Origin of the sequence: Yersinia sp. 2540 StPb PI (genome assembly GCF_052217165.1) — a bacterium.
Classification (GTDB): Bacteria; Pseudomonadota; Gammaproteobacteria; order Enterobacterales; family Enterobacteriaceae; genus Yersinia; species Yersinia enterocolitica_E.
The window spans coordinates 2,018,520-2,042,885 of the sequence record NZ_JAZGQC010000001.1 but is presented as its reverse complement, the minus strand read 5'-3'; the positions used below and the strand labels follow the sequence as shown (position 1 = coordinate 2,042,885).

The following is a 24,366-nucleotide window of genomic DNA, read 5'->3' as shown; positions in this document are numbered from 1 at the left end:
AGTGATTATGCCCCATGTCCCAATGGCAGCAGAGCTTAACACCGCTTACTCCGGCCTCCCTTGCAAGGCTCAGCAATAGGCCGGATAATAAAGGCTGCTACATCAATGCGCCATTACGTTCGAAGAATATCAACCGCTAATAATATTCCGGCCCGCCGCTTTTGAGTTATAGAGCATTTTATCTGCGCGAATTAATAGTTGTTCCTGTGCTTCATTTTGCCCCAGCTCCACCACACCTAAACTCATTGTCACATTGATACTCCCTTCCACGGGCATGGTTTCGATACGTTGCCTGATTTTCTCGGCGATACATTTAGCCTCATTTAATTGCGTGTTAGGTAACACAATCATAAACTCATCGCCGCCCCAACGGCCTAAAACATCAATTTCCCTAATATTATTCCTAATTACATCAACAATATGCGTCAAGGTTAGGTCCCCAACAGAATGGCCATACTTATCATTAATAGATTTAAAATTATCTAAATCCAACGAAAGCAATGACAACGGCTGGCAAAATCGTTTTGCGCGGTTATATTCGTGCTTGAGTACTTTTTCCAGCAAATAACGGTTGGCCGCAGAGGTTAATACATCTGTTTCAGATAGACTTTTTTTGATATCGAGTTGCTGTTGTAAGCGGAAATTGGTTTCGCGTAATTCAACGGTTCGCTCTTCGACTAACGCTTCCAGAGATTTATTCTTTAACTCTAACTTTTCCAGACGATGCTTTTTGTCATGGATATTACGGTGAGCGCCGATCATCCTCGATACTGAACCATCACTATTACGCTCAATCACCTTGCCGCGATCTTCAATCCACACATAGTCGCCATCATGAGTCCGGCAACGGTATTCAATCTGGTATCTCTCGGCCTGATTATTAATATAGGCATCAAACTGAAACATCACTCGGTCAAAATCATCTGGATGGATGATTTTCTCCCAAGTATGGACTGTATTTTCAAATGCATCGGCGGGATAGCCCAGCATTTCATACCAGCCAGTATTACGATAAACAAATCCATTGTTGGCATTCCAATCCCAGATACCATCACTTATCACTTCCAGAATTTCATGAACAACGCGCTCGTTTAAATCGGCAATCTTAACCTTCTGATCACTTGGATTATGGCTCATTGAACTACCCTGCTGTGTTGGTAAATTAAAAGACAAAAAAATAAAATTGTTTAATTATTGTTCTAATATTGTAATTAACGTTTTTGAGCAGGCAAGGATTTTTTAACTTCAAATTTGGCTTTAAAGGAATAAAAAACATTAAAAATAGCTGAAATTAGGGCTAACGCATTAATATTCAATCACCTACATTTTACAATGTTATTCACCTTGGTTATTGAGTATAAGATATTTTTATGAATAGTCAGTGATCAACTAGTCTTCTTTGATACAAAAAGATGAAATTACTAAAAAAGGTTAATCACCTGATGATTATAGTATTTTTCCGTAGAAGTGTTTATTTATAGCGAATAAAAAGGCCCGCGATTGCTCGCGGGCCTTAATGACTCAGTATCAATGAGCAGAAATATCTGCGATTGACCTTATTTCTGGTATTTACGCATGACCAGAGTGGCGTTAGTACCACCAAAACCAAAGCTGTTAGACATAACAGTAGTCAGTTCGCGTTGAGTTGGCTCAGTGATGATATTCATCCCTGCCGCTTTCTCATCCAGATTTTCAATATTGATACTTGGTGCGATAAAGCCGTGCTCTACCATCAACAGGCTGAAGATAGCTTCATGCACACCCGCCGCACCCAGAGAGTGACCGGTCATGGCTTTTGTTGAGGAAATAGCTGGCGTGTTATCACCAAACACCTCACGAATCGCGCCCAGCTCTTTCACATCACCGACCGGTGTAGAAGTGCCATGTACGTTCATGTAGTCAATTGGTGTATCAACACCTGCCATTGCCATCTGCATGCAACGCACAGCACCTTCACCTGATGGTGCAACCATATCTGCACCATCAGAGGTTGCGCCGTAGCCAACAATCTCAGCGTAGATGTGAGCACCACGCGCCAGAGCATGCTCAAGTTCTTCAACCACCACCATACCGCCACCACCGGCGATTACGAAGCCATCACGGTCTTGATCATAAGTACGAGAAGCTTTAGCCGGGGTTTCATTGTATTTGGTCGACAACGCACCCATGGCATCGAACTCGCAGGCCATTTCCCAGCACAGTTCTTCACCACCACCCGCAAACACGACATCCTGCTTGCCCAGTTGGATTAACTCCAAAGCATGGCCAATACAGTGCGCAGACGTCGCACAGGCAGAGCTGATTGAGTAGTTAACACCTTTGATTTTAAAGGGGGTTGCCAGGCACGCGGACACACCAGATGCCATGGCTTTGGTCACCATATAAGGACCAACACCTTTCAAACCGCGCGGGGTACGCATTGCATCAGAACCGGCAACCTGATTACGGGGTGAACCACCACCGGAACCCACCACCAGTCCACTGCGGAAATTAGATACCTGATCGTCTGACAGGCCAGAGTCTGCTATCGCTTCTTCCATCGCAAGAAAAGCATAAATTGAGGCGTCGCTCATAAAACGCAGCACTTTGCGATCAATGAGGTCTTTAGGCTCAGATGCCAGCTTTACATCGCCCCATACGTGGCTGCGCATACCTGCGTCTTTAAATTCCTGAGCGAAAGTAATGCCAGAGCGGCCTTCCTGCAAAGATGCCAGAACTTCCTGCTGGTTATTACCAATGCTGGAGACAATACCCAAGCCAGTAATTACTGCACGCTTCATTCAATACCTCTTCCACTTATTTTACATTCGGGATTTTGCAACGCACTTTAGCGTACAGTTGTACGCCGAACAAGTCCGATCAGCGTAATATACCCAGATAATTTTACGATTTGCACGCGGCCGGTCACATAGTTAGAATCGCCCTACCCCTTGAGATACGAGTCTTTCAACGTGAGCCACCCCCCAATCCAAACCGCGACATTAAGCTGGAATGAACAGGGTACACCTGTATCGGAACAGTTTGATGACATCTATTTTTCCAATGAAGATGGCCTGGAAGAGACTCACTACGTTTTTCTTAAGGGGAATGGCTTCCCTGAGCGTTTCATTCAACACCCGCGGGATAACTGCATTTTTGCCGAAACGGGCTTCGGGACTGGCTTAAATTTTCTGACATTATGGCGCGATTTCGCTCAGTTCAAACAGCAACACGCCAGTGCAAAACTCCAGCGATTACACTATATCAGCTTCGAAAAATACCCACTACAGGTGGCAGATTTAGCTGCCGCCCATGACCGCTGGCCAGAACTGGCATTTTTTGCCGAACAATTGCGCGCGCAATGGCCGTTACCTCTTGCTGGCTGCCATCGTATTCTGCTAGCGCAGGGGAGTATCACTCTGGATCTGTGGTTTGGTGATGTCAATACCTTGCTGCCCCAGTTGGATGCCAGCCTGAATAATCAAGTAGATGCCTGGTTTCTTGATGGCTTTGCCCCGGCGAAAAACCCCGATATGTGGAATGATATGCTGTTCAATGCCATGGCGCGGATGGCAAGGCCGGGGGGCACTTTTGCCACATTTACTGCCGCCGGATTTGTTCGCCGTGGTTTGCAACAAGCAGGTTTTGACGTAGCTAAAGTGAAAGGTTTTGGGCAAAAACGTGAAATGCTCACGGGCAGATTGCCACAAAGCATCGGGTCAGCCTCAGCGCCTTGCTACCATCGGCCAGCGGCGGTCCGTTGTGATGATATCGCGATCATTGGCGGCGGTATCGTCAGTGCATTGACAGCATTAGCCTTATTGCGCCGTGGGGCCAAGGTCACGCTCTATTGCGCCGATGCACAACCGGCGCAAGGTGCATCAGGTAACCGGCAAGGTGCGCTCTATCCCCTGCTAAACGGCAAAGATGATGCACTGGAAAACTTTTTCACCAGCGCATTTACCTTTGCCCGCCGCCAATATGACCAATTGTTAGCACAAGGCATTCATTTTGATCATCAATGGTGCGGTGTCAGCCAATTGGCATTTGATGAAAAAAGCCGTGGCAAGATTGATAAAATGCTGCAAATAAGCTGGCCGGTATCATTCGCCGAAGCCATGAGCCGTGAACAGCTCAGTGCGCTCGCTGGGCTGGATTGCGCCCACGATGGTATACATTATCCCGCCGGAGGCTGGTTATGCCCATCAGACCTCACCACAGCGCTGGTGCTGCTGGCCCAACAAAAAGGCATGACTTGCCACTATCAGCATGAACTGAGCCAGTTAGAGCATGTTGACGGGCAATGGCAGCTCAGCTTCCAGCAACTCAGTGCCCAACCCACCGATAGCCAACAACACGATACCCAACAACCACTGGCGGCGAAACAACATGCTACAGTGGTGCTGGCCACCGGCCACCGCTTAGCTGAGTGGCAACAAACCCAGCATCTGCCGCTGTCAGCCGTGCGCGGGCAGGTCTCGCACATTCCCACGACCTCAGTACTCAGTCAGTTGCAGCAAGTGCTGTGCTATGACGGCTATCTGACGCCAGTGAACCCGGCTAACCAGCATCACTGTATTGGTGCCAGTTATCAGCGCGGCGATATTGCCACTGATTTTCGTGCCGATGAACAGCAAGAGAACCGGGACCGCCTGTTACGCTGTCTGCCACAAGTAAATTGGCCGCATCAGGTTGATATCAGTGATAATCAAGCGCGCTGCGGGGTGCGGTGCGCTATTCGTGATCACTTACCGATGGTGGGCGCGGTACCGGATTATGCTGCAACACTGGCACAATATCAGGATCTGCCACGCAAAATTCAGCGTGGTGATGAGATAGCGCCAGCGCCGGTATGGCCGGAATTATTCATGGTGGGGGCATTGGGGTCACGGGGGTTGTGCAGTGCGCCATTGGTGGCAGAAATTTTGGCCGCACAAATGTTCGGGGAACCGCAGCCATTAGATGCGCCGACGCTGGCGGCACTCAATCCCAATCGATTTTGGATTCGAAAATTGCTGAAAGGCAGGCCGGTACAACAGCGCGTTGCGCGGTTATCTTAGCGGGCAGCTCGCGGGGTGGTTTGCAGCGACGTCAAAGTCATTGGAGTCGCAGAGGCGAGGCCAAATCACGAACATCGCTAACCTCCCCGCGACTCCAGCAATGAACGCTATTTAATAGCTTGCTCAAGTAAACGATCCCACAAGCCCAATACCAAAACCTGATCCGGTGGGGAAAGCTCCCCGGCTTTGATCGCTTTTTCCAGGCTGGTCTGCACGCGGGCATGTAACTGCTCAGCCGTATGTTCACCAAACTCTTCAGATTCTGCCACGGCTAGAGTCAGATGGCCGCGCAGATAACCGCCGGCAAATAAATCATCATCACTGGCGTGCTCTACCATGTCATCAATCTGCGCTAATATGTGCGTTTCGAACTCTGCGATCATCAATTTTCCTCTCTATCCAAAAATAATGGCGTTGCAGCCAGGCTGCAAGCTACACGAGATCTTCCGGGTAAGGGAAAAGCGCGGCTACCAACGGCGGCGTATTGTAAAACGATTGTAGTGCCTGAATAAAGCCTGCAGGTCGTGGGGATATACCGTTTTCTAAATTCCACAGCACTTGTTGGCGTACTTTGCGCTGGAATGTGATGCGATCCGGCTCACAATCACCCTCCAGGTTGTCGCAACTGACGTTGAAAGGGAAACCCGCCGCTACACAGAACATCCATTCCAGTGCCTGTGGCTTGATCTCAACCACTTCAAACTGGCTCTGGGTTAATGCATCACGCCCATCCGGGCAGTACCAATAACCAAAATCGACCAACTTGCGCCGCTCTTCACCGGCAATACACCAATGGGAGATCTCATGCATCCCGCTGGCATAATAACCATGGGCAAAAATCACCCGATGATAGGGAAATTCGTCATCGGCAGGCAGATAAATAGGCTCATCGTCACCTTTTACCAGCCGGGTATTATATTGGTCGCTAAAACAGGCATTAAAAACATCGATTAATTGCTGATAATCATGGGTCATACTTGGGTCCGTAAGAGCGGTATCGTCAGCGACAGTCAGGCTCACTGCTATTTTGATACCTTAAGTTATGCGAAAACGTGTAACCCTAACCAGGAGGAGATCTCAGAACCGTGGCTGTCATACAGCAGCTTGCAGCTCATTACGAATGACACCACGACAATCATTGGGCGGATTAATTTTTGGCCTTTGGTCAACACCATATGTGCACCAAGGCGTGCGCCCAACACCTGTCCTACTAGCATCACCAACCCGATACTCCACACTACTTTGCCGCCGACGATGAAGAAGGTCAGGCCACCCAAGTTGGAGGTAAAATTAAGCACTTTGGCATGAGCGGTGGATTTCGCCAGATTAAATCCGCACAGCGTCACAAAGGCCAGCGCATAGAAAGAACCGGCTCCGGGGCCAAAGAAACCATCATAAAAACCGACACCACCGCCAGCAATCAAGGCAAAGGGTAGTGCGGATAGACGGCGTTGCCGATCAACCTCACCCAGTTTGGGGGTGAGCAGAAAATAAACACCAATCCCTATCACCAGCAATGGCAGAATTTGCCGCAAAATATCGGCCCGCATATGCTGAACCAAAATAGCACCCAGCATTGAGCCGACCAGCGTTAGAGCAATGGTTAGCTTTTGCTCTTTTAAATTCACCGCCCCACGGCGGATAAAATAGAGGCTGGCGGATAATGACCCGCCGACCGATTGCAATTTATTGGTCGCCAACGCCTGTGCCGGTGGTAATCCAACCGCCAGTAATGCCGGCACGGTGAGCAAGCCTCCGCCACCCGCAATGGAATCAATAAAACCCGCCAATAAGGCGACGACAAACAGTATCCCTAAAACCTCAGGGCCCAGCGTAAACCAATCCATGATTTATTCCGCAGCAAAATGGTTATCCAACAAAGCCTGACATGAAGGCGGCAATGGTGGGGGTAAGGTTTTACCCGGTTTAGCACTCGGTTGATGGGGCTGGAACCAGCTTTCCAGTTCTGCACCACAACCATCCCCCGCAGGAGGCGTGTCTTGATCCAAACACTCCAGGCTATCTGCCGGGCAGCGCAATCTTACATGCATATGTGCACGATGGCCGAACCACGGGCGCACTTTATGCAACCAATTACGATCCGTTCCGGCATCCAGACACAGTTGCTTTTTAATCGCCGGATTGACGAAAATACGCGTCACTTCGTTATCGTTCGCCGCCAACTTGATAAGACTCTCGACCTGAGGTTGCCAGAGTGCGGGGACGACCCGTTTGCCGTCGGCTGCCACCAAATCAACAGGTTGCGGTTTCAGCAATTGCTGTTGGCTCCAGCGCTGTACTGGCAGTTGTAGCCAGATATCCACATCCAAACCAGACTGGTGACTGGCATGCCCGCTACTAAAGCGCCCACCGGCGGGCATTGCCATATCGCCAATCAATACCGTCCCCAAGCGATGTTGCTCAGCCTGCGCACTCAGACGGTGGATAAAGTTCAGTAAATCAGGATGACCGAAATAACGGCGCTGATCCGGGCGCATCACCTGATAATCTGCCGATTGGAGCGGCAAAGGCATTGCACCGATAACGCAGCCGTTGGCAAAACCACCAATCGACTGTGGAGAACCTGCAACCGGGTTGGCTATCTGTTGCCATGGCGTCGCCGCCATGACCGGGGCTATAGCGGTGAGTGCTACGGTAGCGGCAAGTGCCACTGCAGCCACAATCCATTTGTTCATTGTGCCTACCAGCGCGGAACGTCGGAAACCACATCACCGCACTGTGCACGCTGGCGCAGCAAGTGATCCATTAACACAATAGCCATCATGGCCTCAGCAATAGGGACGGCGCGAATACCGACACAAGGGTCATGGCGACCACGGGTAACCATCTCAACCGCCTCACCCTGCCGGTTAATGGTTTGCCCTGGTACCATAATGCTGGATGTCGGTTTCAAAGCGATATGGGCCACAACCGGTTGCCCGCTGCTGATGCCGCCTAAAATGCCCCCGGCATGATTGCTCTGGAAACCTTGTGGGGTAATCTCATCACGGTTTTCACTACCACGCTTAGTAACAACAGCAAAGCCATCACCGATTTCCACCCCTTTCACCGCATTGATACTCATCAGCGCATGGGCCAAATCTGCATCTAAACGGTCAAATACTGGCTCACCCAAACCAACTGGCACGTGTTCAGCGACCACGGTAATTTTGGCTCCAATAGAGTCACCGGCTTTTTTCAGTTCACGCATCAGCGCATCCAGCGGCTCCAATTTACTGGCGTCAGGACAGAAGAACGGATTTTGTTCAACCAAATCCCAATCAATCAAATCACAACTAATATCACCAATTTGTGCCAGATAGCCACGCACCTGCACCCCGAATTTCTGCGCCAGATACTTTTTAGCAATGGCACCGGCGGCAACACGCATCGCGGTTTCACGGGCTGAAGAGCGGCCTCCTCCTCGATAGTCACGCACACCGTATTTTTGTTCGTAGGTATAGTCAGCATGGCCTGGGCGGAAGACATCTTTAATCGTGCTGTAATCCTGTGACCGCTGGTCAGTATTCTCAATCATCAACCCGATGCTGGTACCGGTGGTTACCCCCTCAAACACGCCAGATAAAATACGCACCTGATCCGGCTCGCGGCGTTGAGTGGTATAGCGTGAGGTACCCGGGCGACGCCGGTCGAGATCCAACTGAATGTCAGCTTCGGTGATTGGAATGCCCGGAGGGACGCCATCAATAATACACCCCAAGGCGATGCCGTGAGATTCACCAAAAGTGGTGACGCGGAAAAACTGCCCAATACTGTTGCCAGCCATCACGGCTCCTTACCATTTAGTCATAAACAATCTGCCAGCATGATATTTATCACACTGACAGACTTTATAAGCAGAGATCGATTAGTCGCGGTACATACTAAAATGCGGAGCGCAGTCAATCAGTTGCTGTTTGGTCAGCATAAATACGCCATCACCGCCGTTGTCGAACTCCAGCCAGGTAAACGGCACATCAGGATACATGTCCATCAAATGCACCATGCTGTTGCCCACTTCGCAAATCAACACGCCATCATCTTGCAAGAAGTCCGGGGCGCAAGCCAGAATACGGCGAGCCAGTTTCAAGCCATCGCTGCCAGCAGCCAACCCAAGTTCAGGCTCGAAGCGGAACTCCTGCGGTAAGTCGGCCATATCTTCGGCATCAACATACGGTGGATTAGTGACAATCAAGTCATATTTGATTGGTGGTAAATCACGGAACAGGTCAGAGCGAATCGGTGTGACCTGATGTTCCATCTCATGCTGTTGAATATTATGTTCAGTTACTGCCAGAACATCATTAGAGATATCGACAGCATCCACTTCAGCGTCTGGGAAGGCATAGGCACAAGCAATAGCAATACAACCACTGCCGGTACACATATCCAGAATATGCTTAGGCTGGTGTCTGATCAGACCATCAAAGCTGTTATTAATCAATTCAGCTATCGGTGAACGTGGCACCAATACACGCTCATCAACATAATATTCCATGCCGCAGAACCAAGCTTTATTGGTCAGATAAGCAACCGGAATTCGCTCGTTAACCCGGCGGATCACCCGTTCGACAATACGGTGCCGCTCGCTCGACGTCAGGCGCGCACTGCGCATATCCTCAGGGATATCTATCGGTAAAAACAGGCTTGGGAAAACCAGTTGTACTGCTTCGTCCCACGGATTATCAGTACCGTGACCATAAAAAATATTGGCCGCATTAAACCGGCTAACTGCCCAGCGCAGCATATCCTGAATGGTGTGCAGCTCATTTACTGCTTCATCGACGAAAATCTTGTCCAAGGTATTCTCCAACAACGGTGCGAAAAATCATTATCTATCCCCCTAGTTTGCCATGAAGCCCGCGACAAATCAGCAGCAATACATCAGTTGAATGATAACCGAATAATGAAAAGCACATTAACATTGAAAATTGTATGGATAACCGCTTGATTGCGAGAACAGCCAACACACCTACACCTTGAAATATGACGACATACCTATACCCAATAGATTTCGAGGCGTAGGAAGGCGGCAACAGAGAGACAAATTGGTTGTAAACCATTTTGAACAGCGCTTGCGCTGGCCCGCAGGGTGAGCCTCTGATGAGACTCATAATCCCGATGAGCTTACACAAGTAAGTGATTCGGGTAAGCGAGAACAGCCAACACACCTACACCTTGAAATATGACGGGTATAGACATTTATTTAGACAGATGACGCTCAACAGGTAAACTGGAGGTAATCAAATAAGTACAACGAACTGATGATGAAAAATAAATATCACCTCACGACTGATGATTTACAGCTATTTAAGGAGTCAATAGTTGGGGCGAAGAAGCTGAAACAAGATACGATTGTTCTGCATACACCGCCCAAGTTGGGCAAAAGAATCGCACCGGAAAAATTACTGCAAGAGCAGGTTGATGCCAGTTATTATTTTTCCGATGAATTCCAACCGCAGTTGGATTACGACGGTCCCACCCGCTATGTGCGGCCTGGCGTTGATCATTTTGAAGTTAAAAAGCTGCGGCGCGGTGATTACTCGCCCGATATGTTTTTGGATTTACACGGATTAACCCAGAAACAGGCCAAACAGGAGTTGGGCGCACTGATTGCTGCCTGTAAGCGGGAGCATGTGCATTGTGCCTGCGTGATGCATGGTCACGGCAAACATGTTCTGAAGCAGCAAACCCCTTTGTGGCTGGCACAACATCCCGATGTGCTGGCATTCCATCAAGCCCCTAAAGAATGGGGTGGGACTGCGGCATTACTGGTCTTAATTGAGTTAGAAGAATAGACGCGAAATGCGGTTTGACAGAAAAACAACGGCGCGACAGAGATGCCGCGCCGATTGAATATTCACTAACACTGTTTTAACCGTGGCAAGCCTTTGCCAACAGTTGTGACGGGCTGACCTGCCAATCAAATGTCCCCTTCCCGGTATCACCATTAAGATCAACACAGGCGATTGCCGAGGTGGCAAACATTGGTGGGCATTGCCCTGGACAAAGCTCAGAAACCAGATACCCGACCAGCGGCAAGTGCGAAATAACCAGCACTGCGGCACAATCTTCTTTTGCCAATGCCTGCAAATAGCAGCAGACAAAAGCGGCATCCCCACCCGGCGTTAATTCTGGCATCACTTCCTGCTCTGCCGGTAGCGTCATCACCTCACGCGCGACATCTAATGTTTGCGCTGCGCGTAGATAAGGGCTAACCAAAATCTGATCGATATCAACAGACTGCTCGCTTAGCCAGCTTGCTATCTGACGTGACTCATCCTGACCACACAGAGTAAGAGGCCGTTGTGCATCACTTGCTGCATCAAGGGCCGCGTCACCGTGACGCATAATGAAAACTTGCATATTGCACCGTTTTTGTTAACAAAATAACGCTATACAGAAACGCTTTGCGTGCTGTACCGCCGAAACCTTTGCCATGGGCAAAGAAACTTCATAACGATAACGCGCCGTCTCTCTATGGCGGCCGGGCATTTTGCCTGAAACTTAAGGTAAAGAAAATGGCTGTTTTTTACACCGAGCATACCGGCAGCCAACCTTGAATGGTTACATAATAACCATATCAACAGCTTAATCTAAACTTTATCACCTGCGCAATAAGTACCTATTAATACATTTTGGCACGAATAGTCACTTAACGTGATTCTGGTTAAGGTAGCGCGGGTTGCCCCCAGTGTACAGCCACCTAATCCCTTAGAATTGCAGGTGGTGATCCTGCTCACACTCTTAAGAATAGGTGTTAGTCGGCCGCCTGTTTAGTGGAAAAATGCGGCCAAGCCCCGTGAGCAATACCCTTTTGCAGACTCAGCGCTCTTCGCCAGGCACCTCATCTGGATTACGTTCCTGCGGGTAAAACGTCTGTTGCTGTTCGGCCATGCTCACCAACAGTTGGCAAGGTTCAAAACGTTCGCCGTATTGTTGTGCTAACAATCTGAGTGTTTTCACGACCTTCTCCGCCCCCAGACTATCCAGATAGCGGAAAGGCCCCCCCAGGAATGGCGGGAAGCCGATGCCAAACACAGCACCAATATCACCATCGCGTGGGTTACGAATTATCGATTCATCCAGACAGCGTGCCGCTTCATTCAACATCATCATGGTACAACGCTGTGCTACCACCGAGGACTCGAGATGGGCTTTCGGCGTCACACCCAGCAAGACATAAACACTGGTATCGACTTGTTTATCCTGCTTTTTCTTCCAGTTAATACCTTTGGTTGCTGCCGGATAGAGATAAAAGCCACGGCCATTTTTACGCCCTTTCCGTCCATCCTTCAAGATGACATCAAATGATGGAGGTGCAGCAAAACGCGGCCCTAGTTGCTCAACCAAAATCGGCATGATTTTGGTACCCACATCAATGCCAACTTCATCCAACAGCGTGATCGGTCCAACCGGGAAGCCGAAATTCACCAACGCTTTGTCAACAGAATCGATAGGTTCACCGTCCAGTACACAACGAGCAGCTTCGTTAATATACGGAGCCAGAATTCGGTTTACATAAAACCCAGCGCAATCAGCCACGACAATAGCTGTTTTACCTTGTTTACGCGCCAAAGCTACTGTGGTTGCGATAGTTTCTTCGCTGGTTTTTGCATGAGGAATCACTTCAACCAGCGGCATTTTATCGACCGGACTAAAGTAGTGCAGGCCGATCACCTGTTCTGGTCGCTGTGCCTGCGCAGCAATTTGGCTTATCGGCAATGAGGAGGTATTGGAGGCAAAAATGGTATGTGCTGCGCCGAAACGTTCGATATCAGCAACCATTTGCTGCTTCAATGATAAATCTTCAAATACAGCTTCAACTACGATATCAACCGAGTCAAAACCACAATAATCTGTGCTGCCGGAAATCAGCATCATCTGGCGCTGCCGTTCAGCCGGGCGCATACGCTTACTGCGAACCCGCTTGCCTAAGGCATCCCAAGTGTATTTTAGCGCCTGATTAATCCCTTGCGGATTAATATCTTTGATACGTACCGGTAAGCCTGCACGAGTGGCCGTTACATTGGCAATTCCGCCACCCATCAGACCGCCACCCAAGACCCCAACACGATGAATAGCACGAGGCTGCGCTGTACCACCGGTCTCCTTTTTCAGTGATGTTGTGGCAAAGAACAAGCTACGCAAAGCAGCTGACTGGGGGGACATGGCCAGATCACCAAAGGCTCTGGCTTCTGCTTCATAACCACTGGGGCCACCGTAGTCCAATCCTTTACGCACCACATCAATAATGCGCTCCGCCGCCGGATAATGGCCCTTGGTCTGCGCCAGCGTTTTTTTACGCACAATCTTAAACAGTAATGCTTTACCCAATGGGCCGCTAAGCAGACGTTCCTGCCAAGGTAAAACTGGCCTGTCGAGCCAACCCGCTTTGGCCCGTTTGACCGCCACATCTAACAAGATATCGTGGGGCACCGCATCGTCCACCAGCCCCATCTTAAGCGCCTGGCGCGCACGGACTTGTCTGCCGGTGAGAATCATATCCAGTGCTTTGCTGACACCAATCAAGCGCGGCAAGCGTTGTGTGCCACCCGATCCGGGCAACAGACCGAGTTGAACCTCTGGCAAACCGAGTACCGTTTTGTCATCTAGCGAACAGATGCGGCTATGGCACGCTAGCGCCAGCTCCAAACCACCGCCCAGGCAAGCACCATGGATAGCAGCCACCACCGGTATGGGGAATGCAGCGATCTGCGCCAGAACAGATTGCCCTTTCTGTGCCAATACACGCGCATCGTGCGCGGTACGACAAGCGGCAATCATGGTGATATCAGCACCAGCAATAAAAGAGTCTGGCTTACCAGAAATAATAACCAGCCCCTGCAATTGTGATAAAGCCTGCGCTTGTTGCAGTATCTCGGCAATTTGCTCTGCAAATTCAGCCTTTAAGGTATTCACTTTGTCACCAATAACATCAATGGTGATCACACCGATATTGTCTGGCCGCACATTGAGGGTAAAGACCGAATCGGTTGGGGTACGGCTATCCCCTGAGGCTGTTTCACTACCGCTGTTAAGTAAATTTTCCTGACGCATTACTCCACCTCCAAAATCATCGCGGCACCCAACCCACCGGCAGCACATGCCGTCGTTAGCCCTAATCCTCCGCCACGGCGACGCAATTCATTTAATGTTTGGGTAATCATCCGGGCGCCTGTGGCCGCAAAGGGGTGACCGTAGGCAATCGAACCACCCAATACGTTGAATTTGCTCATATCAACTTCACCAATAGCCTGGCTACGACCCAATTTTTCACGCGCGAAAGTATCACTGGCAAACATTTTCAGGTTAGCCAGTGCTTGTGCCGCAAATGCTTCATGCATATCGATAAGGGTCAAATCAGCCAGCGTGATGCCGGCACGGTCCAGCGCCAGTGGCGTGGCATAAGATGGGCCTAGCAGCATATCTTGCCAAACATCGATGGCGGAAAAGGCGAAACTGCGCAGATAACCCAACGGTTGCAAACCTAACTCTTTTGCTTTCGCTTCACTCATCATCATCACGGCTGCGGCACCGTCCGTCAAAGGGGTGCTGTTGGCCGCCGTGACACTGCCGTGTTGGCGATCGAATGCGGGGCGTAACTTGGCATATTGCGCCAAAGTGGAGTCTTTGCGGATATTGTTATCTTCGGTAATAGCATCACGGTAAGGCGGGATATAAGCCGTCATCACCTCATCGTGTAATAACCCTTGCTGCCAGGCAATCGCGGCCATTTGGTGCGATCGTAGCGCCAGAGCATCCTGATCTTCACGGCTGATACCATAGGTTTTTGCCATCTGCTCTGCGGTATCCCCCATGCGCAAGCCGGTAGAGTATTCAGCCACTGCCGGGGCAACAGGAAGCAAATCGCGTAACTTTAAGCGGCTGAACAACTTCAGCCGCTGGGAGAGGGTTCGCGCTTTATTAACATCAACCAAGGTTCGCGCCAGTGCTTTACTGACACCAATTGGCAGCACGGAAGAGGAATCGGCACCACCGGCTATCGCTACCGTGACTGAGCCTGCAATAATACTTTCTGCCACATTGGCTACCGCCTGAAAACTGGTGGCACACGCGCGTGAGACACTGTAAGCATCGGTATGCACACTCATGCCGGTACCCAACACGATTTCACGGGCAATATTTGGCGCTTCAGGCATCTGCACCACTTGACCGAATACGAGTTGATCAATTAACTCAGGAGCAACGCCACTTCTGGCCAGCAACTCACTGACCACAATTTTGCCTAAGTCGACGGCCGGTACGCCATGATAAGCAGTTGCTTGCTTGGCAAAAGGGGTCCGCAGACCGCTGACGATTGCAATGCGATCGCCCTGGCGCGTCACTAGCGGTAATGGCTTACTCATAAACGCTCCTGATAAATAGAGTGGCTTTTAGTTAAGCATAACAAATAACAGGTCTGACCTGATCTAATTATTTTTAACCAAAAATTTACATTTGGTAAACCTACAGAACAGGAAAGTGAGAGCAGGAGCAACTTTTAGCGACAAAATCGTGGGAAAGATGCATTGGGGATGGGGAAGAATGATGAATCTAACGCGATAAATTTACAGAGGAAATTAGACAAAAATAAACGCGAAGCAAAAGGCTTCGCGTTAGAGATCGGTTCAACTTACCTGAGTTGCGGTGACTACCGGCATGAATTAACGCAGACCCAGCTGGAAAATCATGGTTTCTGCCTGGCAGGCAAAAGTAAAGTCGATGGTTAAACAAACACCGCCGTCCTTCTCTTCCAATTTATGCTCAATCAAGCAAGGTTCTGACTCAATAGCACGCGCTTTTTCGGTCAGCGATTTCAGCATCGCTTCAGCTTCAGTACGGTTGTCAAACACACAACTGTAAGAGGCCGTGCAATCAGTATTATCCATTATAGTACCAACATCTATACAGCAGCAGGCAGCAGTTTCTTCCGCACTACAGCGATTACTTGTTGATCGAATACTTGCATCTGACATCTTCAATTCTCCTCAACGGACATTTCAAAATAGGTGCAAATTGCCAATTCGTTAGTGCAAATAGCACAAAAAGGCATGGCGCAAAAAAAAATATTTTCTCTGTCACTATTTTACTACCGTCGGTCACTTGGCACTAGGACTTACTGTTTATAGGCTTATTAAGTGATAAAGGTCACAGTCAAATTGTATGCTCATTCATTGATAATGTAATAATTGATACTAAATTGTGAGTTTTTTGTTAACTACGTCTATTTTTTGCAATCAAAACTGAACAAATCCCAAAACATACTTGCAACACTGACACAGGTCGGACCTATACTTCAGCCACTGGTCTGCTTTGTCTGACCGATAACGGACCCTACAATCCCGCATTCTCTTGTTACGGTGTGTAACATTAATTAAAACAATGAGGTTTTGGTCATGAACCAGAAAAACCTGTTTACCCGATCAGCTCTGGCAGCTGCAGTGGCAATCATATCGTCGAACGTTTCTGCGGCTGGCTTCCAGTTGAATGAATATTCAGCCGCTGCATTGGGGCGTTCTTTCTCTGGTGAAGGCGCCGTTGCCGACAACGCATCAGTTGGTAGCCGTAACCCCGCAGCAATGACTTTGTTCGACCGCCCTTCTTTCTCTGGCGGCTTTGTTTATGTTGATCCTGACGTCAACATTAGTGGGACATCACCCATTTCAGGCAGAAGTACCGATGCCAATAACATCGCGCCTTCAGAGTGGATCCCAAATATCCACTTTATTATGCCACTGAATGAGCAATGGGCAATTGGTGCCTCTGGTACCTCAAACTACGGTTTGGCTACTGAATTCAATGACGACTATCCTGCGGGTTCTCTTGGCGGTCAGACTGATCTGAAAACCGCCAACCTGAACCTGAGCACCGCGTATCGCCTGAATGAAAACTTCAGTTTCGGCCTGGGCTTTAATGCAGTGTACGCCGATGCGAAGATTGTACGCCATCTCGGTGAAGTTGGTCCGTTATCGGGTCGCCCTGCTAATACCGAAGTTACCCGTATGGAAGGTAAAGAGTGGGGGTATGGTTGGAATGCGGGCGTGCTGTATGAAGTTGATAAAGAAAACCGTTATAGCTTCACTTACCGCTCAAAAGTGAAAATCGACTTTGATGGTGATTTCAGCAACCAACTGCCACCACCAAGAGGCACTGGCGGTAATACGATCCCGGGTGCTTTAACTCTGAACCTACCAGAAGTCTGGGAAGTGTCTGGCTATAACAAAGTGGCACCACAGTGGGCGATTCACTACAGCATGGCCTACACCAGTTGGAGCCAGTTCCAGGAACTGAAAGCAACCGGCACTAATGGCCAGACACTGTTTGAAAAACATGAAGGCTTCCATGATGCTTACCGCATCGCGCTGGGTACCACTTATTATCACGATGATAATTGGACCTTCCGTACCGGTATTGCCTTCGATGACAGCCCGGTTCCGGCAGATAACCGCACTATCTCAATTCCAGACCAAGACCGTTTCTGGATCAGTGCTGGTACTACCTACGCCTTCAACAAAGATGCCTCAGTGGATGTTGGTATTTCCTATATGCATGGCCAAAGCGTGCATATTACTGAAAAAACACCAGCGGCAGTGGGCGGCACTACTTATCAGTTCGACTCCAAAGGTACGGCACTGCTGTACGGCGTGAACTTTAACTACGCGTTCTAATTAGCGGATACTGGCAATTCCTTTGCCCATAAAAAAGCGCCTTTCGGCGCTTTTTTATTATTCGAATCAGGTATCAGAATCAGTTGGCTGAATCGATACTGTCCAAATCACCCTGAATGGCTTGTGCATTCGAATTGACTTCCGGTTTCAACTGCCCGCCATTCGCCAGGAAATCATGACGTTGGAAGTAGGCATCGCGCACCATCAGATAAGGATCTGACGAGTTACGCAGCAACCCATCGGAATCCAATAGCTGAGCACGGGTTTCAATCCCTTCAACCATCCATTTACCTGCCGACATCCAGAACGTGAGATAGCTCAACACCGGATAAACGTAATCAGCCGCATTCCCCCCATCCTCACGAATGGTGAAGCTGCCATAGCCCGGTAACACTACATACGGGCCGTAACCAACATTATAATGGCCCAGTGTGCTGCCAAAGCGGTGAGGGACTTGTTTAGCCAGCTTAGGGTTAGCCATACTCGCCACATCTATCAAGCCACCCATGCCCAAAATAGTATTCAGGAAGAAGCGGTTAAAGTGCTTCATGCCATTATACGGGTCACCCACCAAGAAGCTGTTGACCATACTGGCTGGCTCTTCAAGGTTACTCAGGAAGTTACTTGTGCCATTACGTGCGGGTTGTGGCACGTAATCACGCCAAACTACGGCTACCGGGCGCACCACGTAAGGATCAAGAACCTCATAGTTAAAATTGAACATTGCCCGGTTAAAACCTTCCAGCGGATCTGAGCGGCCCTGCTCCATATGATCCGGCGAGCTACTGGCACACCCTACTAATAGCACGGTGGCAAAAGCCAGCCCAGTCAGGCGGTAGTTCATAATTTTCTCCATGAAATTCTGTCCAGCCCCTTACGCTTAAGGGATCTGTTTGTTTATCTGTACATTAATTGTTTGTGGCTTTGCTGTCCCACCGAAACTCTGCACGCTGCTCTCACCAAACCAGTCACCTGATTGCGGATTGGCCGTACCATCTTGCGAGAGACGTGCCCGCACTTTCACCTGAGACAACGAAGAGAGCAAACGCTCTGGCATCATTGCATTACTGTCATCCAACGTTACTGATAACGGGAATCGGCTCACAGGCAGTTGTTTGACGGCAACCGGTACCGGGTTTGCTCCATCGGTTACCGATATAATCAGGGTTCCCTGCTGAGGTAATTTCTGAGCGGCATCAGAGGAGAGTGAAACCTCTATTCCCAGTGTAGCTGTTTCCTGCCCAGCCTGTGATTTGGCTTGCTGGATACTGCGTTTTATCACTTCTATGCGGGAATCGCCAGCAGGCAGCAATTTTAGCATAACTTCCCATGCACCAATGGCTTGTTTAAAGTCACCCTGCTCAAAAGCATTAAAAGCTAATAAACTCATGGCGCGCAGATTGGTATGATCCTGTCCAACCATCGTTCGCAACATCTGAGTTGCCAGCTGATTATCTTGTGGATCGTTGGAACGTGTCAGCACCTCAGCATAACCGAGTCTGACATCTTCATTATCGGGCGCAAGCTGATAAGCTTTAGCAAAAGCTTGGGTTGCGGTAGTGGCATTATTCAGTGCCATCCCCACCCGGCCAAGCATCATCCAATCATTGACGTTAGCAATATCTTGCTGCAAAGAAGTACGCAAGCCCAGCCCTAAACGTGCTACCTCTTCCATACTCAAAGGCTCCGCCCGCTCATTGGCAACTCTGGCACGTAATTCGGGCATTTGTGCAACAACCTGATGCCATGCCTGCACCTGAGCCAAACCACCGGTTTTTAGGTATAACCCCACGGCGACCACCACCAGTATCACCACCCCGGGCAGTAACACCCAGCGGTTAATCGGGCTTATCTCCTCATCCGGTTGTTGGGGGATATCTGTCAGCAGGTTTTGTTGCAGTTCCTGAATCAGTTCAGGTCGCTGTTCTACCACGCCTTGCGCTTCATCTTCTGCCAGTTCAGATAACCGATCCTGATAAATAGCCTTGTTCAATTCATCCCGGGTGGTCGTCGGTGAATCCGTGTCTTGCCGCATGGCAGGTATAACCAACAAGGCACCCGCGACCGCCAGCAAAATGATCACTATCAGCCAAAAAGCCATTATGGTTGTTTCCTGTTTGTCTTCGCGTGTTTAGTCGCGATGCTGTGTTGCACCACCGTCGATTTTTCCACACCGCGAGCATGTTCGGCGAGCAGATGGTGTAACCGTTGCTGTTCCTGCGCCGACAGTGGGGTCTCTTTCTCCACTCGTCGCCGTGCACGTAATATCACCACTACGGCCCCAAATAGCACAAACAGAGCCGGCCCCACCCACAGAATCAGCGTTGCAGCCGTCACCGGCGGCTCGTAAGTGACGAAGTTGCCGTAGCGGGCCACCATATAGTCAATGACTTGCTGTTTGGAATTACCCTGCTGCATCAGTTCATACACTTTGGCACGCATATCAGCAGCAATAATCGCGTTGGAGTCGGCAATGCTGTTGTTCTGACATTTAGGGCAGCGCAGTTGTTCGGTCAGTTCCCGATACTGCTGCTCTTGTGCCTCAGATTTAAAGGTGTAGGTATCGATGGCGGCAAACAAACTCCAACTCAGCATAAGGCCGAAGATCAGGCTTAGTAATCTCATGCGCCCCCCTGATACTTCTTATACAACGGCAGAATTTCTTGCAGCCAGACGCGATCGTTCAGATCACCGGCATGGCGATAACGGATAATACCCTGCCCGTCGATCAGAAAAGTTTCCGGCGCACCATAAACCCCCAGATCCAGCCCTAACATGCCATCACCATCATACAAACTCAGCGCGTAAGGATTACCCAGTGCATTGAGCCATTGCACCGCTTTGACACGATCATCTTTATAGTTCAAGCCCACCACACGGATGCCTTGGGCCGCCAGCTTATTCAGATATTGATGCTCAGCGCGGCACGTCGGACACCAGGTTGCCCAGACATTAAGTAACATCGGCTTACCATCATGTAATACTGCCTGATCAAAGGTTTTCCCCGGTTGCTCAAGCGATTCAAGCTTGAACGTTGGCACCGGTTTACCAATCAGCGCGGACTCCAACATCGTCGGATCCTCGCCATTAGCATTGCGAGTCAATTGCACTAAAAAGGCCACAACCAGCAGTAAAAACAGTACCAACGGAATAAACATCAGCTTATTGAATGAAAAGTGAGATTTCATTATTCAGCCTCCGATGCAGCACTGCGCTTTAACTTTTTGCTCATCCGATAGCGCGGATCAAGCATGCAGAAGATGCCGCCGATAGCCATAAATACCCCACCGAACCAGATCCAGCGGACAAAAGGTTTGTAATACAAGCGCACCGCCCATGACCCGTCATCCAGTTCTTCACCCAGTGCGGCGTAGAGATCACGGCTGAAGCCACCATCAATAGCGGCTTCAGTCATCATAGAACGGGCCACACTGTAATAACGTTTCTCCGCATGTAAGGTGGCTTCAGGTTTACCATGACGGGTGACATCAATAATGCCAACACCGCCGGTATAGTTCGATCCTTTGATATCGTGAACATCGCGGAACACGAAGTGATAATCGTGAATATCGATGCTATCACCAGCCTTCATGCGTACATCACGCTCAACACTGTAATTTTGGCTAAAGGCAATACCGATCACCGTCACCGCCACACCCAAATGCCCCAACACCATGCCCCAGTGACTGCGAGATAAGTGCGTTAAACCACGCCAAAAACCATGGCGGTGAGTTGCTCGCTCATGCAACTCCATCAATGTCAGGATAATGACCCAGATAGACATCATCAAACCGACCACGGTCATACCGGCAATAGTGTCTTGCAGCAGCCAGGGTACCAATATCGACAACAACAAAGTGATGACCAGAGCCACACTGAGGCGTTTCCAGAGTTTGCTCGGCTCATCACGACGCCAACGCACTAACGGCCCGATCCCCATCAACAGTGCCATTGGGGCCATCAACCAGGTAAACATGGTATTAAAGAACGGTTCGCCGATTGAAATACTGCCCAGTCCCAGTTGCTTGTGCACCAATGGCAACAAAGTCCCCAGAAGCACCACCAACATTGCGGCGATCAGCAGCACATTATTACCGAGCAGGAAAGTCTCGCGTGAGAACACCTCATGCTGAGTACGGCTGCGCACTTGTGCGCCTTTAACTGCATACAGTAGCAATGAGCCACCGATAACAATCACCAGATAAGCCAGAATAAACATGCCACGAGCCGGATCAGAGGCAAAAGAGTGCACCGAAACCAATACGCCGGAACGCACCAGGAAGGTGCCCATTAGGCATAGAGAGAATGCCGTAATCGCCAGCAATACCGTCCACGCTTTGAATGTGCCACGTTTTTCGGTCACTGCCAGTGAGTGAATTAACGCCGTACCTGCCAGCCAAGGCATAAACGAGGCATTCTCAACCGGATCCCAGAACCACCAGCCGCCCCAGCCTAATTCATAATAGGCCCACGCCGAACCGAGCACGATCCCCATGGTCAGGAACACCCATGCCGCTTGAGTCCACGGCCGTGACCAGCGCGCCCAGGCACTATCAAGTCGGCCAGCCATTAAGGAAGCTATCGCGAAAGCAAAAGCTACCGAGAACCCCACATAACCCATATAAAGCAGTGGCGGATGGAAAATCAACCCGACATCCTGCAACAACGGATTTAAATCATTACCGTCAATTGGGAAGTCCGGCAAGGTGCGGGTAAACGGATTTGACGTCAGAATAATAAACAACAGGAAACCGCCGGTAATCATCCCCAGCACCGACAGTACTCGGGCTACCGCATCATCCGGCATTGAACGGCTAAAGAGCGCAACAGCCAGCGACCAGCAACTTAGCAGCAACACCCACAGCAGCAGCGATCCCTCATGTGCGCCCCAGGTCGCCGCAATACGATAATAAACCGGCAGGTGTGAATTTGAGTTCGCCGCCACATAGGAGACAGTGAAATCATTCACCACAAACGCATACACCAGACATATAAATGACAGTGCGATGGTAGCGAACATACCGTACGTCAAGGGTCTGCCAACCGCCATCATACGGGCATCTTGACGCGCAGCGCCCCATTGCGGATACAAACTCAGCAATAGCGAGATAGCCAGTGCCAGGCATAACAGAAAACTCCCCATTTCAGGCATCATGAGGCATTATCCTCACGCTTAGTGCTACTGTAAGCCTCTGCGGGACGGGTGTGGTTTTCTTTCATCGCCTCTTTTACTTCTGGTGGTGTGTATTTTTCATCATGCTTTGCCAGCACTTCTTTCGCATTTACCGTATTGCCCTCAGCGAATACACCTTGCGCTACCACCCCCTGCCCCTCGCGGAACAGGTCCGGTAAAATGCCGGTATAAGTGACGGTGATTGCGCCGCGCGCATCATAAACCTTGAAACTCATTTCCAGCGTCTTATCATCACGTTTCACCGACCCCGGCATCACCATGCCGCCGATACGTAAACGCTGACCTATTTCCGGCTTCTCGTGGCGCTCCCCTTTACCCTGCAAGATTTCGCCAGGGGTATAGAACAGATCGATATTGGCACGCAGTGCGTACAACACCAGAGTGGTGGTCAGACCGATACCGATCAAAACCACCATCGCCAGATAGAGCCGACTTTTTCTACGTGGGTTCACTGCTGTTTCTCCTGCGAACGGACGGAATGCTGAGTCTGATTTGCCTGCCGAATGCGCAGTTCCCGCGCCTGACGACGCTGAATATCCGCTAATAATTGTTTGTGCTGCCACAGCGTATGTCCCCACAAACTAAGCAGAGACAGCAAAGTAACCGCCACCGCCAGCCAGACATAAAAGGCATAGCCGCCCATGGCGAAAAATGCCGCCCAAGAGTTAAAGGCCGGATTCATAGACGTGGCTCCTTACGCAATAGGGCGCTTACCCAAGGGCGATGGCGCTCTTGCTGCAAAATCAAGTTGCGCAGGCGCATTAATGTCAGAGTAATAAAGCACAACAAATAGCCAAAAATCGCCCAACGTAACGGCGAACGCATACTTGGATCAATGCTTTGTTGCATGTTAGTGGAACCTTGATGCAAGGTGTTCCACCACACCACGGAGAAATGAATGATTGGAATATTGACCACACCGACCAGCACCAAAATACCCGCAGCCCGCCCGGCCAACTTGCGGTCGTCAAATGCGTTATACAGCGCAATCACGCCAAGATAGAGGAATAGCAACACTAACTCAGAGGTCAATCGCGCATCCCAAATCCACCAGGTTCCCCACATCGGTTTACCCCAGATAGAACCGGTGACCAAGGCAATAAAGGTAAACACCGCGCCGACCGGCGCCATGGCGGCTACGACGTTATCAGACATTTTCATTTGCCAGACCAGGCCAACAAGTGCCGCAATCGCCATCGACATATAGATCCCCATCGACCAGATCGCCGCCGGAACATGCAAGTAAATGATACGGAAACTGTTGCCTTGCTGATAATCAGAGGGGGCGAAACCAAATCCCCACACCCAGCCCACCATCAAACAGACCACAGCAGCAATACCCAGCCACGGGACAAACCGACCACACAGCGTATAGAGTCGCTCGGGTTTAGCGAATTGATGAAACCATTTCCACATTTTTCATTGCTCACAGTAAAATTGGACAGGCATCACTCAGCGGCAA

Annotated in this window: 23 protein-coding genes; 3 read left to right on the top strand and 20 right to left on the bottom strand. The window is 49.8% G+C overall.

All coding sequences use genetic code 11. From position 1 onward, the window contains the following. Positions 1-129: 129 nt before the first annotated feature. A complete protein-coding gene (locus V1956_RS09295; RefSeq protein ID WP_372559929.1) occupies positions 130-1,137 on the bottom strand; it encodes a sensor domain-containing diguanylate cyclase in 1,008 nt (335 codons plus the stop codon). Between the two features lie 419 nt (positions 1,138-1,556). Then, positions 1,557-2,780 (bottom strand): beta-ketoacyl-ACP synthase I, encoded by a 1,224-nt coding sequence (gene fabB, locus V1956_RS09290; RefSeq protein ID WP_083158217.1) that lies wholly within the window; start codon positions 2,778-2,780, stop codon positions 1,557-1,559. A gap of 171 nt (positions 2,781-2,951) precedes the next feature. Between fabB and mnmC the strand changes: the two genes are divergently transcribed. After that, the gene (mnmC, locus tag V1956_RS09285; RefSeq protein ID WP_442825047.1) at positions 2,952-5,039 is read left to right on the top strand and encodes a bifunctional tRNA (5-methylaminomethyl-2-thiouridine)(34)-methyltransferase MnmD/FAD-dependent 5-carboxymethylaminomethyl-2-thiouridine(34) oxidoreductase MnmC; all 2,088 of its coding nucleotides are present in this window, start codon (positions 2,952-2,954) and stop codon (positions 5,037-5,039) included. A gap of 107 nt (positions 5,040-5,146) precedes the next feature. Here mnmC and V1956_RS09280 read toward each other — a convergent pair whose 3' ends face one another. The 6 genes from V1956_RS09280 to prmB form a co-directional block, all read right to left on the bottom strand. After that, entirely contained in the window at positions 5,147-5,422 is a 276-nt protein-coding gene (locus V1956_RS09280; protein ID WP_005183422.1) for a YfcL family protein, read from the bottom strand. A 49-nt stretch (positions 5,423-5,471) separates the two neighbouring features. Beyond that, entirely contained in the window at positions 5,472-6,014 is a 543-nt protein-coding gene (locus V1956_RS09275; RefSeq protein ID WP_420071311.1) for an elongation factor P hydroxylase, read from the bottom strand. A 65-nt stretch (positions 6,015-6,079) separates the two neighbouring features. Beyond that, a complete protein-coding gene (locus V1956_RS09270) occupies positions 6,080-6,886 on the bottom strand; it encodes a sulfite exporter TauE/SafE family protein (protein ID WP_372559504.1) in 807 nt (268 codons plus the stop codon). A 3-nt stretch (positions 6,887-6,889) separates the two neighbouring features. Further along, a complete protein-coding gene (mepA, locus tag V1956_RS09265) occupies positions 6,890-7,735 on the bottom strand; it encodes a penicillin-insensitive murein endopeptidase (protein WP_372559505.1) in 846 nt (281 codons plus the stop codon). Positions 7,736-7,740: 5 nt separating this feature from the next. After that, positions 7,741-8,826, bottom strand: a complete 1,086-nt coding sequence (gene aroC, locus V1956_RS09260) for a chorismate synthase (RefSeq protein WP_005183428.1) — start codon at positions 8,824-8,826, stop codon at positions 7,741-7,743. A gap of 81 nt (positions 8,827-8,907) precedes the next feature. Further along, positions 8,908-9,840: a 50S ribosomal protein L3 N(5)-glutamine methyltransferase gene (gene prmB / locus V1956_RS09255; RefSeq protein ID WP_420071304.1), complete on the bottom strand. Its 933-nt coding sequence runs from the start codon at positions 9,838-9,840 to the stop codon at positions 8,908-8,910. Positions 9,841-10,306: 466 nt separating this feature from the next. Here prmB and smrB point away from each other — a divergent pair, with 466 nt between their 5' ends. Further along, entirely contained in the window at positions 10,307-10,837 is a 531-nt protein-coding gene (smrB, locus tag V1956_RS09250; RefSeq protein ID WP_420074548.1) for an endonuclease SmrB, read from the top strand. 76 nt (positions 10,838-10,913) lie between these two features. Here smrB and sixA read toward each other — a convergent pair whose 3' ends face one another. From sixA to V1956_RS09230, 4 genes are all read right to left on the bottom strand, one after another. Then, a complete protein-coding gene (gene sixA, locus V1956_RS09245; RefSeq protein WP_372559507.1) occupies positions 10,914-11,405 on the bottom strand; it encodes a phosphohistidine phosphatase SixA in 492 nt (163 codons plus the stop codon). Between the two features lie 459 nt (positions 11,406-11,864). Next, positions 11,865-14,099, bottom strand: coding sequence for a fatty acid oxidation complex subunit alpha FadJ (fadJ, locus tag V1956_RS09240; RefSeq protein WP_420071305.1), 2,235 nt, complete (start codon positions 14,097-14,099; stop codon positions 11,865-11,867). Further along, complete coding sequence (gene fadI / locus V1956_RS09235) at positions 14,099-15,409, bottom strand: acetyl-CoA C-acyltransferase FadI (protein ID WP_420074549.1); 1,311 nt, start codon at positions 15,407-15,409, stop codon at positions 14,099-14,101. Before fadI ends, fadJ begins: the two co-directional genes overlap by 1 nt. Before the next feature lie 297 nt (positions 15,410-15,706). Continuing rightward, entirely contained in the window at positions 15,707-16,018 is a 312-nt protein-coding gene (locus V1956_RS09230; RefSeq protein WP_372559509.1) for a YfcZ/YiiS family protein, read from the bottom strand. Between the two features lie 420 nt (positions 16,019-16,438). Here V1956_RS09230 and fadL point away from each other — a divergent pair, with 420 nt between their 5' ends. Continuing rightward, positions 16,439-17,710, top strand: a complete 1,272-nt coding sequence (fadL, locus tag V1956_RS09225; RefSeq protein WP_193784622.1) for a long-chain fatty acid transporter FadL — start codon at positions 16,439-16,441, stop codon at positions 17,708-17,710. Positions 17,711-17,789: 79 nt separating this feature from the next. Here the strand turns inward: fadL and mlaA are convergent, their stop codons facing one another. From mlaA to V1956_RS09185, 8 genes are read right to left on the bottom strand one after another with little or no spacing between them, the layout of a single operon-like run. Continuing rightward, positions 17,790-18,554 carry a phospholipid-binding lipoprotein MlaA gene (mlaA, locus tag V1956_RS09220; protein WP_372559510.1) on the bottom strand — a complete coding sequence of 255 codons (765 nt, stop codon included), beginning with the start codon at positions 18,552-18,554 and terminating at the stop codon, positions 17,790-17,792. 36 nt (positions 18,555-18,590) lie between these two features. Continuing rightward, positions 18,591-19,811, bottom strand: coding sequence for a c-type cytochrome biogenesis protein CcmI (gene ccmI / locus V1956_RS09215; RefSeq protein WP_420071307.1), 1,221 nt, complete (start codon positions 19,809-19,811; stop codon positions 18,591-18,593). Then, complete coding sequence (locus V1956_RS09210; protein WP_372559512.1) at positions 19,811-20,335, bottom strand: cytochrome c-type biogenesis protein; 525 nt, start codon at positions 20,333-20,335, stop codon at positions 19,811-19,813. The genes ccmI and V1956_RS09210 overlap by 1 nt, the downstream gene beginning before the upstream one ends. Then, positions 20,332-20,898, bottom strand: a complete 567-nt coding sequence (locus tag V1956_RS09205) for a DsbE family thiol:disulfide interchange protein (RefSeq protein WP_083158204.1) — start codon at positions 20,896-20,898, stop codon at positions 20,332-20,334. The genes V1956_RS09210 and V1956_RS09205 overlap by 4 nt, the downstream gene beginning before the upstream one ends. Next, positions 20,898-22,865, bottom strand: coding sequence for a heme lyase CcmF/NrfE family subunit (locus V1956_RS09200; protein WP_372559513.1), 1,968 nt, complete (start codon positions 22,863-22,865; stop codon positions 20,898-20,900). Before V1956_RS09200 ends, V1956_RS09205 begins: the two co-directional genes overlap by 1 nt. After that, positions 22,862-23,356, bottom strand: a complete 495-nt coding sequence (ccmE, locus tag V1956_RS09195) for a cytochrome c maturation protein CcmE (RefSeq protein ID WP_372559514.1) — start codon at positions 23,354-23,356, stop codon at positions 22,862-22,864. Before ccmE ends, V1956_RS09200 begins: the two co-directional genes overlap by 4 nt. Then, positions 23,353-23,586 carry a heme exporter protein CcmD gene (gene ccmD / locus V1956_RS09190; protein WP_372559515.1) on the bottom strand — a complete coding sequence of 78 codons (234 nt, stop codon included), beginning with the start codon at positions 23,584-23,586 and terminating at the stop codon, positions 23,353-23,355. Before ccmD ends, ccmE begins: the two co-directional genes overlap by 4 nt. After that, positions 23,583-24,320 (bottom strand): heme ABC transporter permease, encoded by a 738-nt coding sequence (locus V1956_RS09185; RefSeq protein ID WP_442825046.1) that lies wholly within the window; start codon positions 24,318-24,320, stop codon positions 23,583-23,585. The genes ccmD and V1956_RS09185 overlap by 4 nt, the downstream gene beginning before the upstream one ends. Positions 24,321-24,366 lie beyond the last annotated feature (46 nt).

Coding starts and splice junctions, on each gene's coding strand:
- V1956_RS09295 (WP_372559929.1), bottom strand. CDS start 1,137: ATGAGCCATAATCCAAGTGATCAGAAGGTTAAGATTGCCGATTTAAAC.
- fabB (WP_083158217.1), bottom strand. CDS start 2,780: ATGAAGCGTGCAGTAATTACTGGCTTGGGTATTGTCTCCAGCATTGGT.
- V1956_RS09280 (WP_005183422.1), bottom strand. CDS start 5,422: ATGATCGCAGAGTTCGAAACGCACATATTAGCGCAGATTGATGACATG.
- V1956_RS09275 (WP_420071311.1), bottom strand. CDS start 6,014: ATGACCCATGATTATCAGCAATTAATCGATGTTTTTAATGCCTGTTTT.
- V1956_RS09270 (WP_372559504.1), bottom strand. CDS start 6,886: ATGGATTGGTTTACGCTGGGCCCTGAGGTTTTAGGGATACTGTTTGTC.
- mepA (WP_372559505.1), bottom strand. CDS start 7,735: ATGAACAAATGGATTGTGGCTGCAGTGGCACTTGCCGCTACCGTAGCA.
- aroC (WP_005183428.1), bottom strand. CDS start 8,826: ATGGCTGGCAACAGTATTGGGCAGTTTTTCCGCGTCACCACTTTTGGT.
- smrB (WP_420074548.1), top strand. CDS start 10,307: ATGAAAAATAAATATCACCTCACGACTGATGATTTACAGCTATTTAAG.
- sixA (WP_372559507.1), bottom strand. CDS start 11,405: ATGCAAGTTTTCATTATGCGTCACGGTGACGCGGCCCTTGATGCAGCA.
- fadJ (WP_420071305.1), bottom strand. CDS start 14,099: ATGCGTCAGGAAAATTTACTTAACAGCGGTAGTGAAACAGCCTCAGGG.
- fadI (WP_420074549.1), bottom strand. CDS start 15,409: ATGAGTAAGCCATTACCGCTAGTGACGCGCCAGGGCGATCGCATTGCA.
- V1956_RS09230 (WP_372559509.1), bottom strand. CDS start 16,018: ATGTCAGATGCAAGTATTCGATCAACAAGTAATCGCTGTAGTGCGGAA.
- fadL (WP_193784622.1), top strand. CDS start 16,439: ATGAACCAGAAAAACCTGTTTACCCGATCAGCTCTGGCAGCTGCAGTG.
- mlaA (WP_372559510.1), bottom strand. CDS start 18,554: ATGAACTACCGCCTGACTGGGCTGGCTTTTGCCACCGTGCTATTAGTA.
- ccmI (WP_420071307.1), bottom strand. CDS start 19,811: ATGGCTTTTTGGCTGATAGTGATCATTTTGCTGGCGGTCGCGGGTGCC.
- V1956_RS09210 (WP_372559512.1), bottom strand. CDS start 20,335: ATGAGATTACTAAGCCTGATCTTCGGCCTTATGCTGAGTTGGAGTTTG.
- V1956_RS09205 (WP_083158204.1), bottom strand. CDS start 20,898: ATGAAATCTCACTTTTCATTCAATAAGCTGATGTTTATTCCGTTGGTA.
- V1956_RS09200 (WP_372559513.1), bottom strand. CDS start 22,865: ATGATGCCTGAAATGGGGAGTTTTCTGTTATGCCTGGCACTGGCTATC.
- ccmD (WP_372559515.1), bottom strand. CDS start 23,586: ATGAATCCGGCCTTTAACTCTTGGGCGGCATTTTTCGCCATGGGCGGC.
- V1956_RS09185 (WP_442825046.1), bottom strand. CDS start 24,320: ATGTGGAAATGGTTTCATCAATTCGCTAAACCCGAGCGACTCTATACG.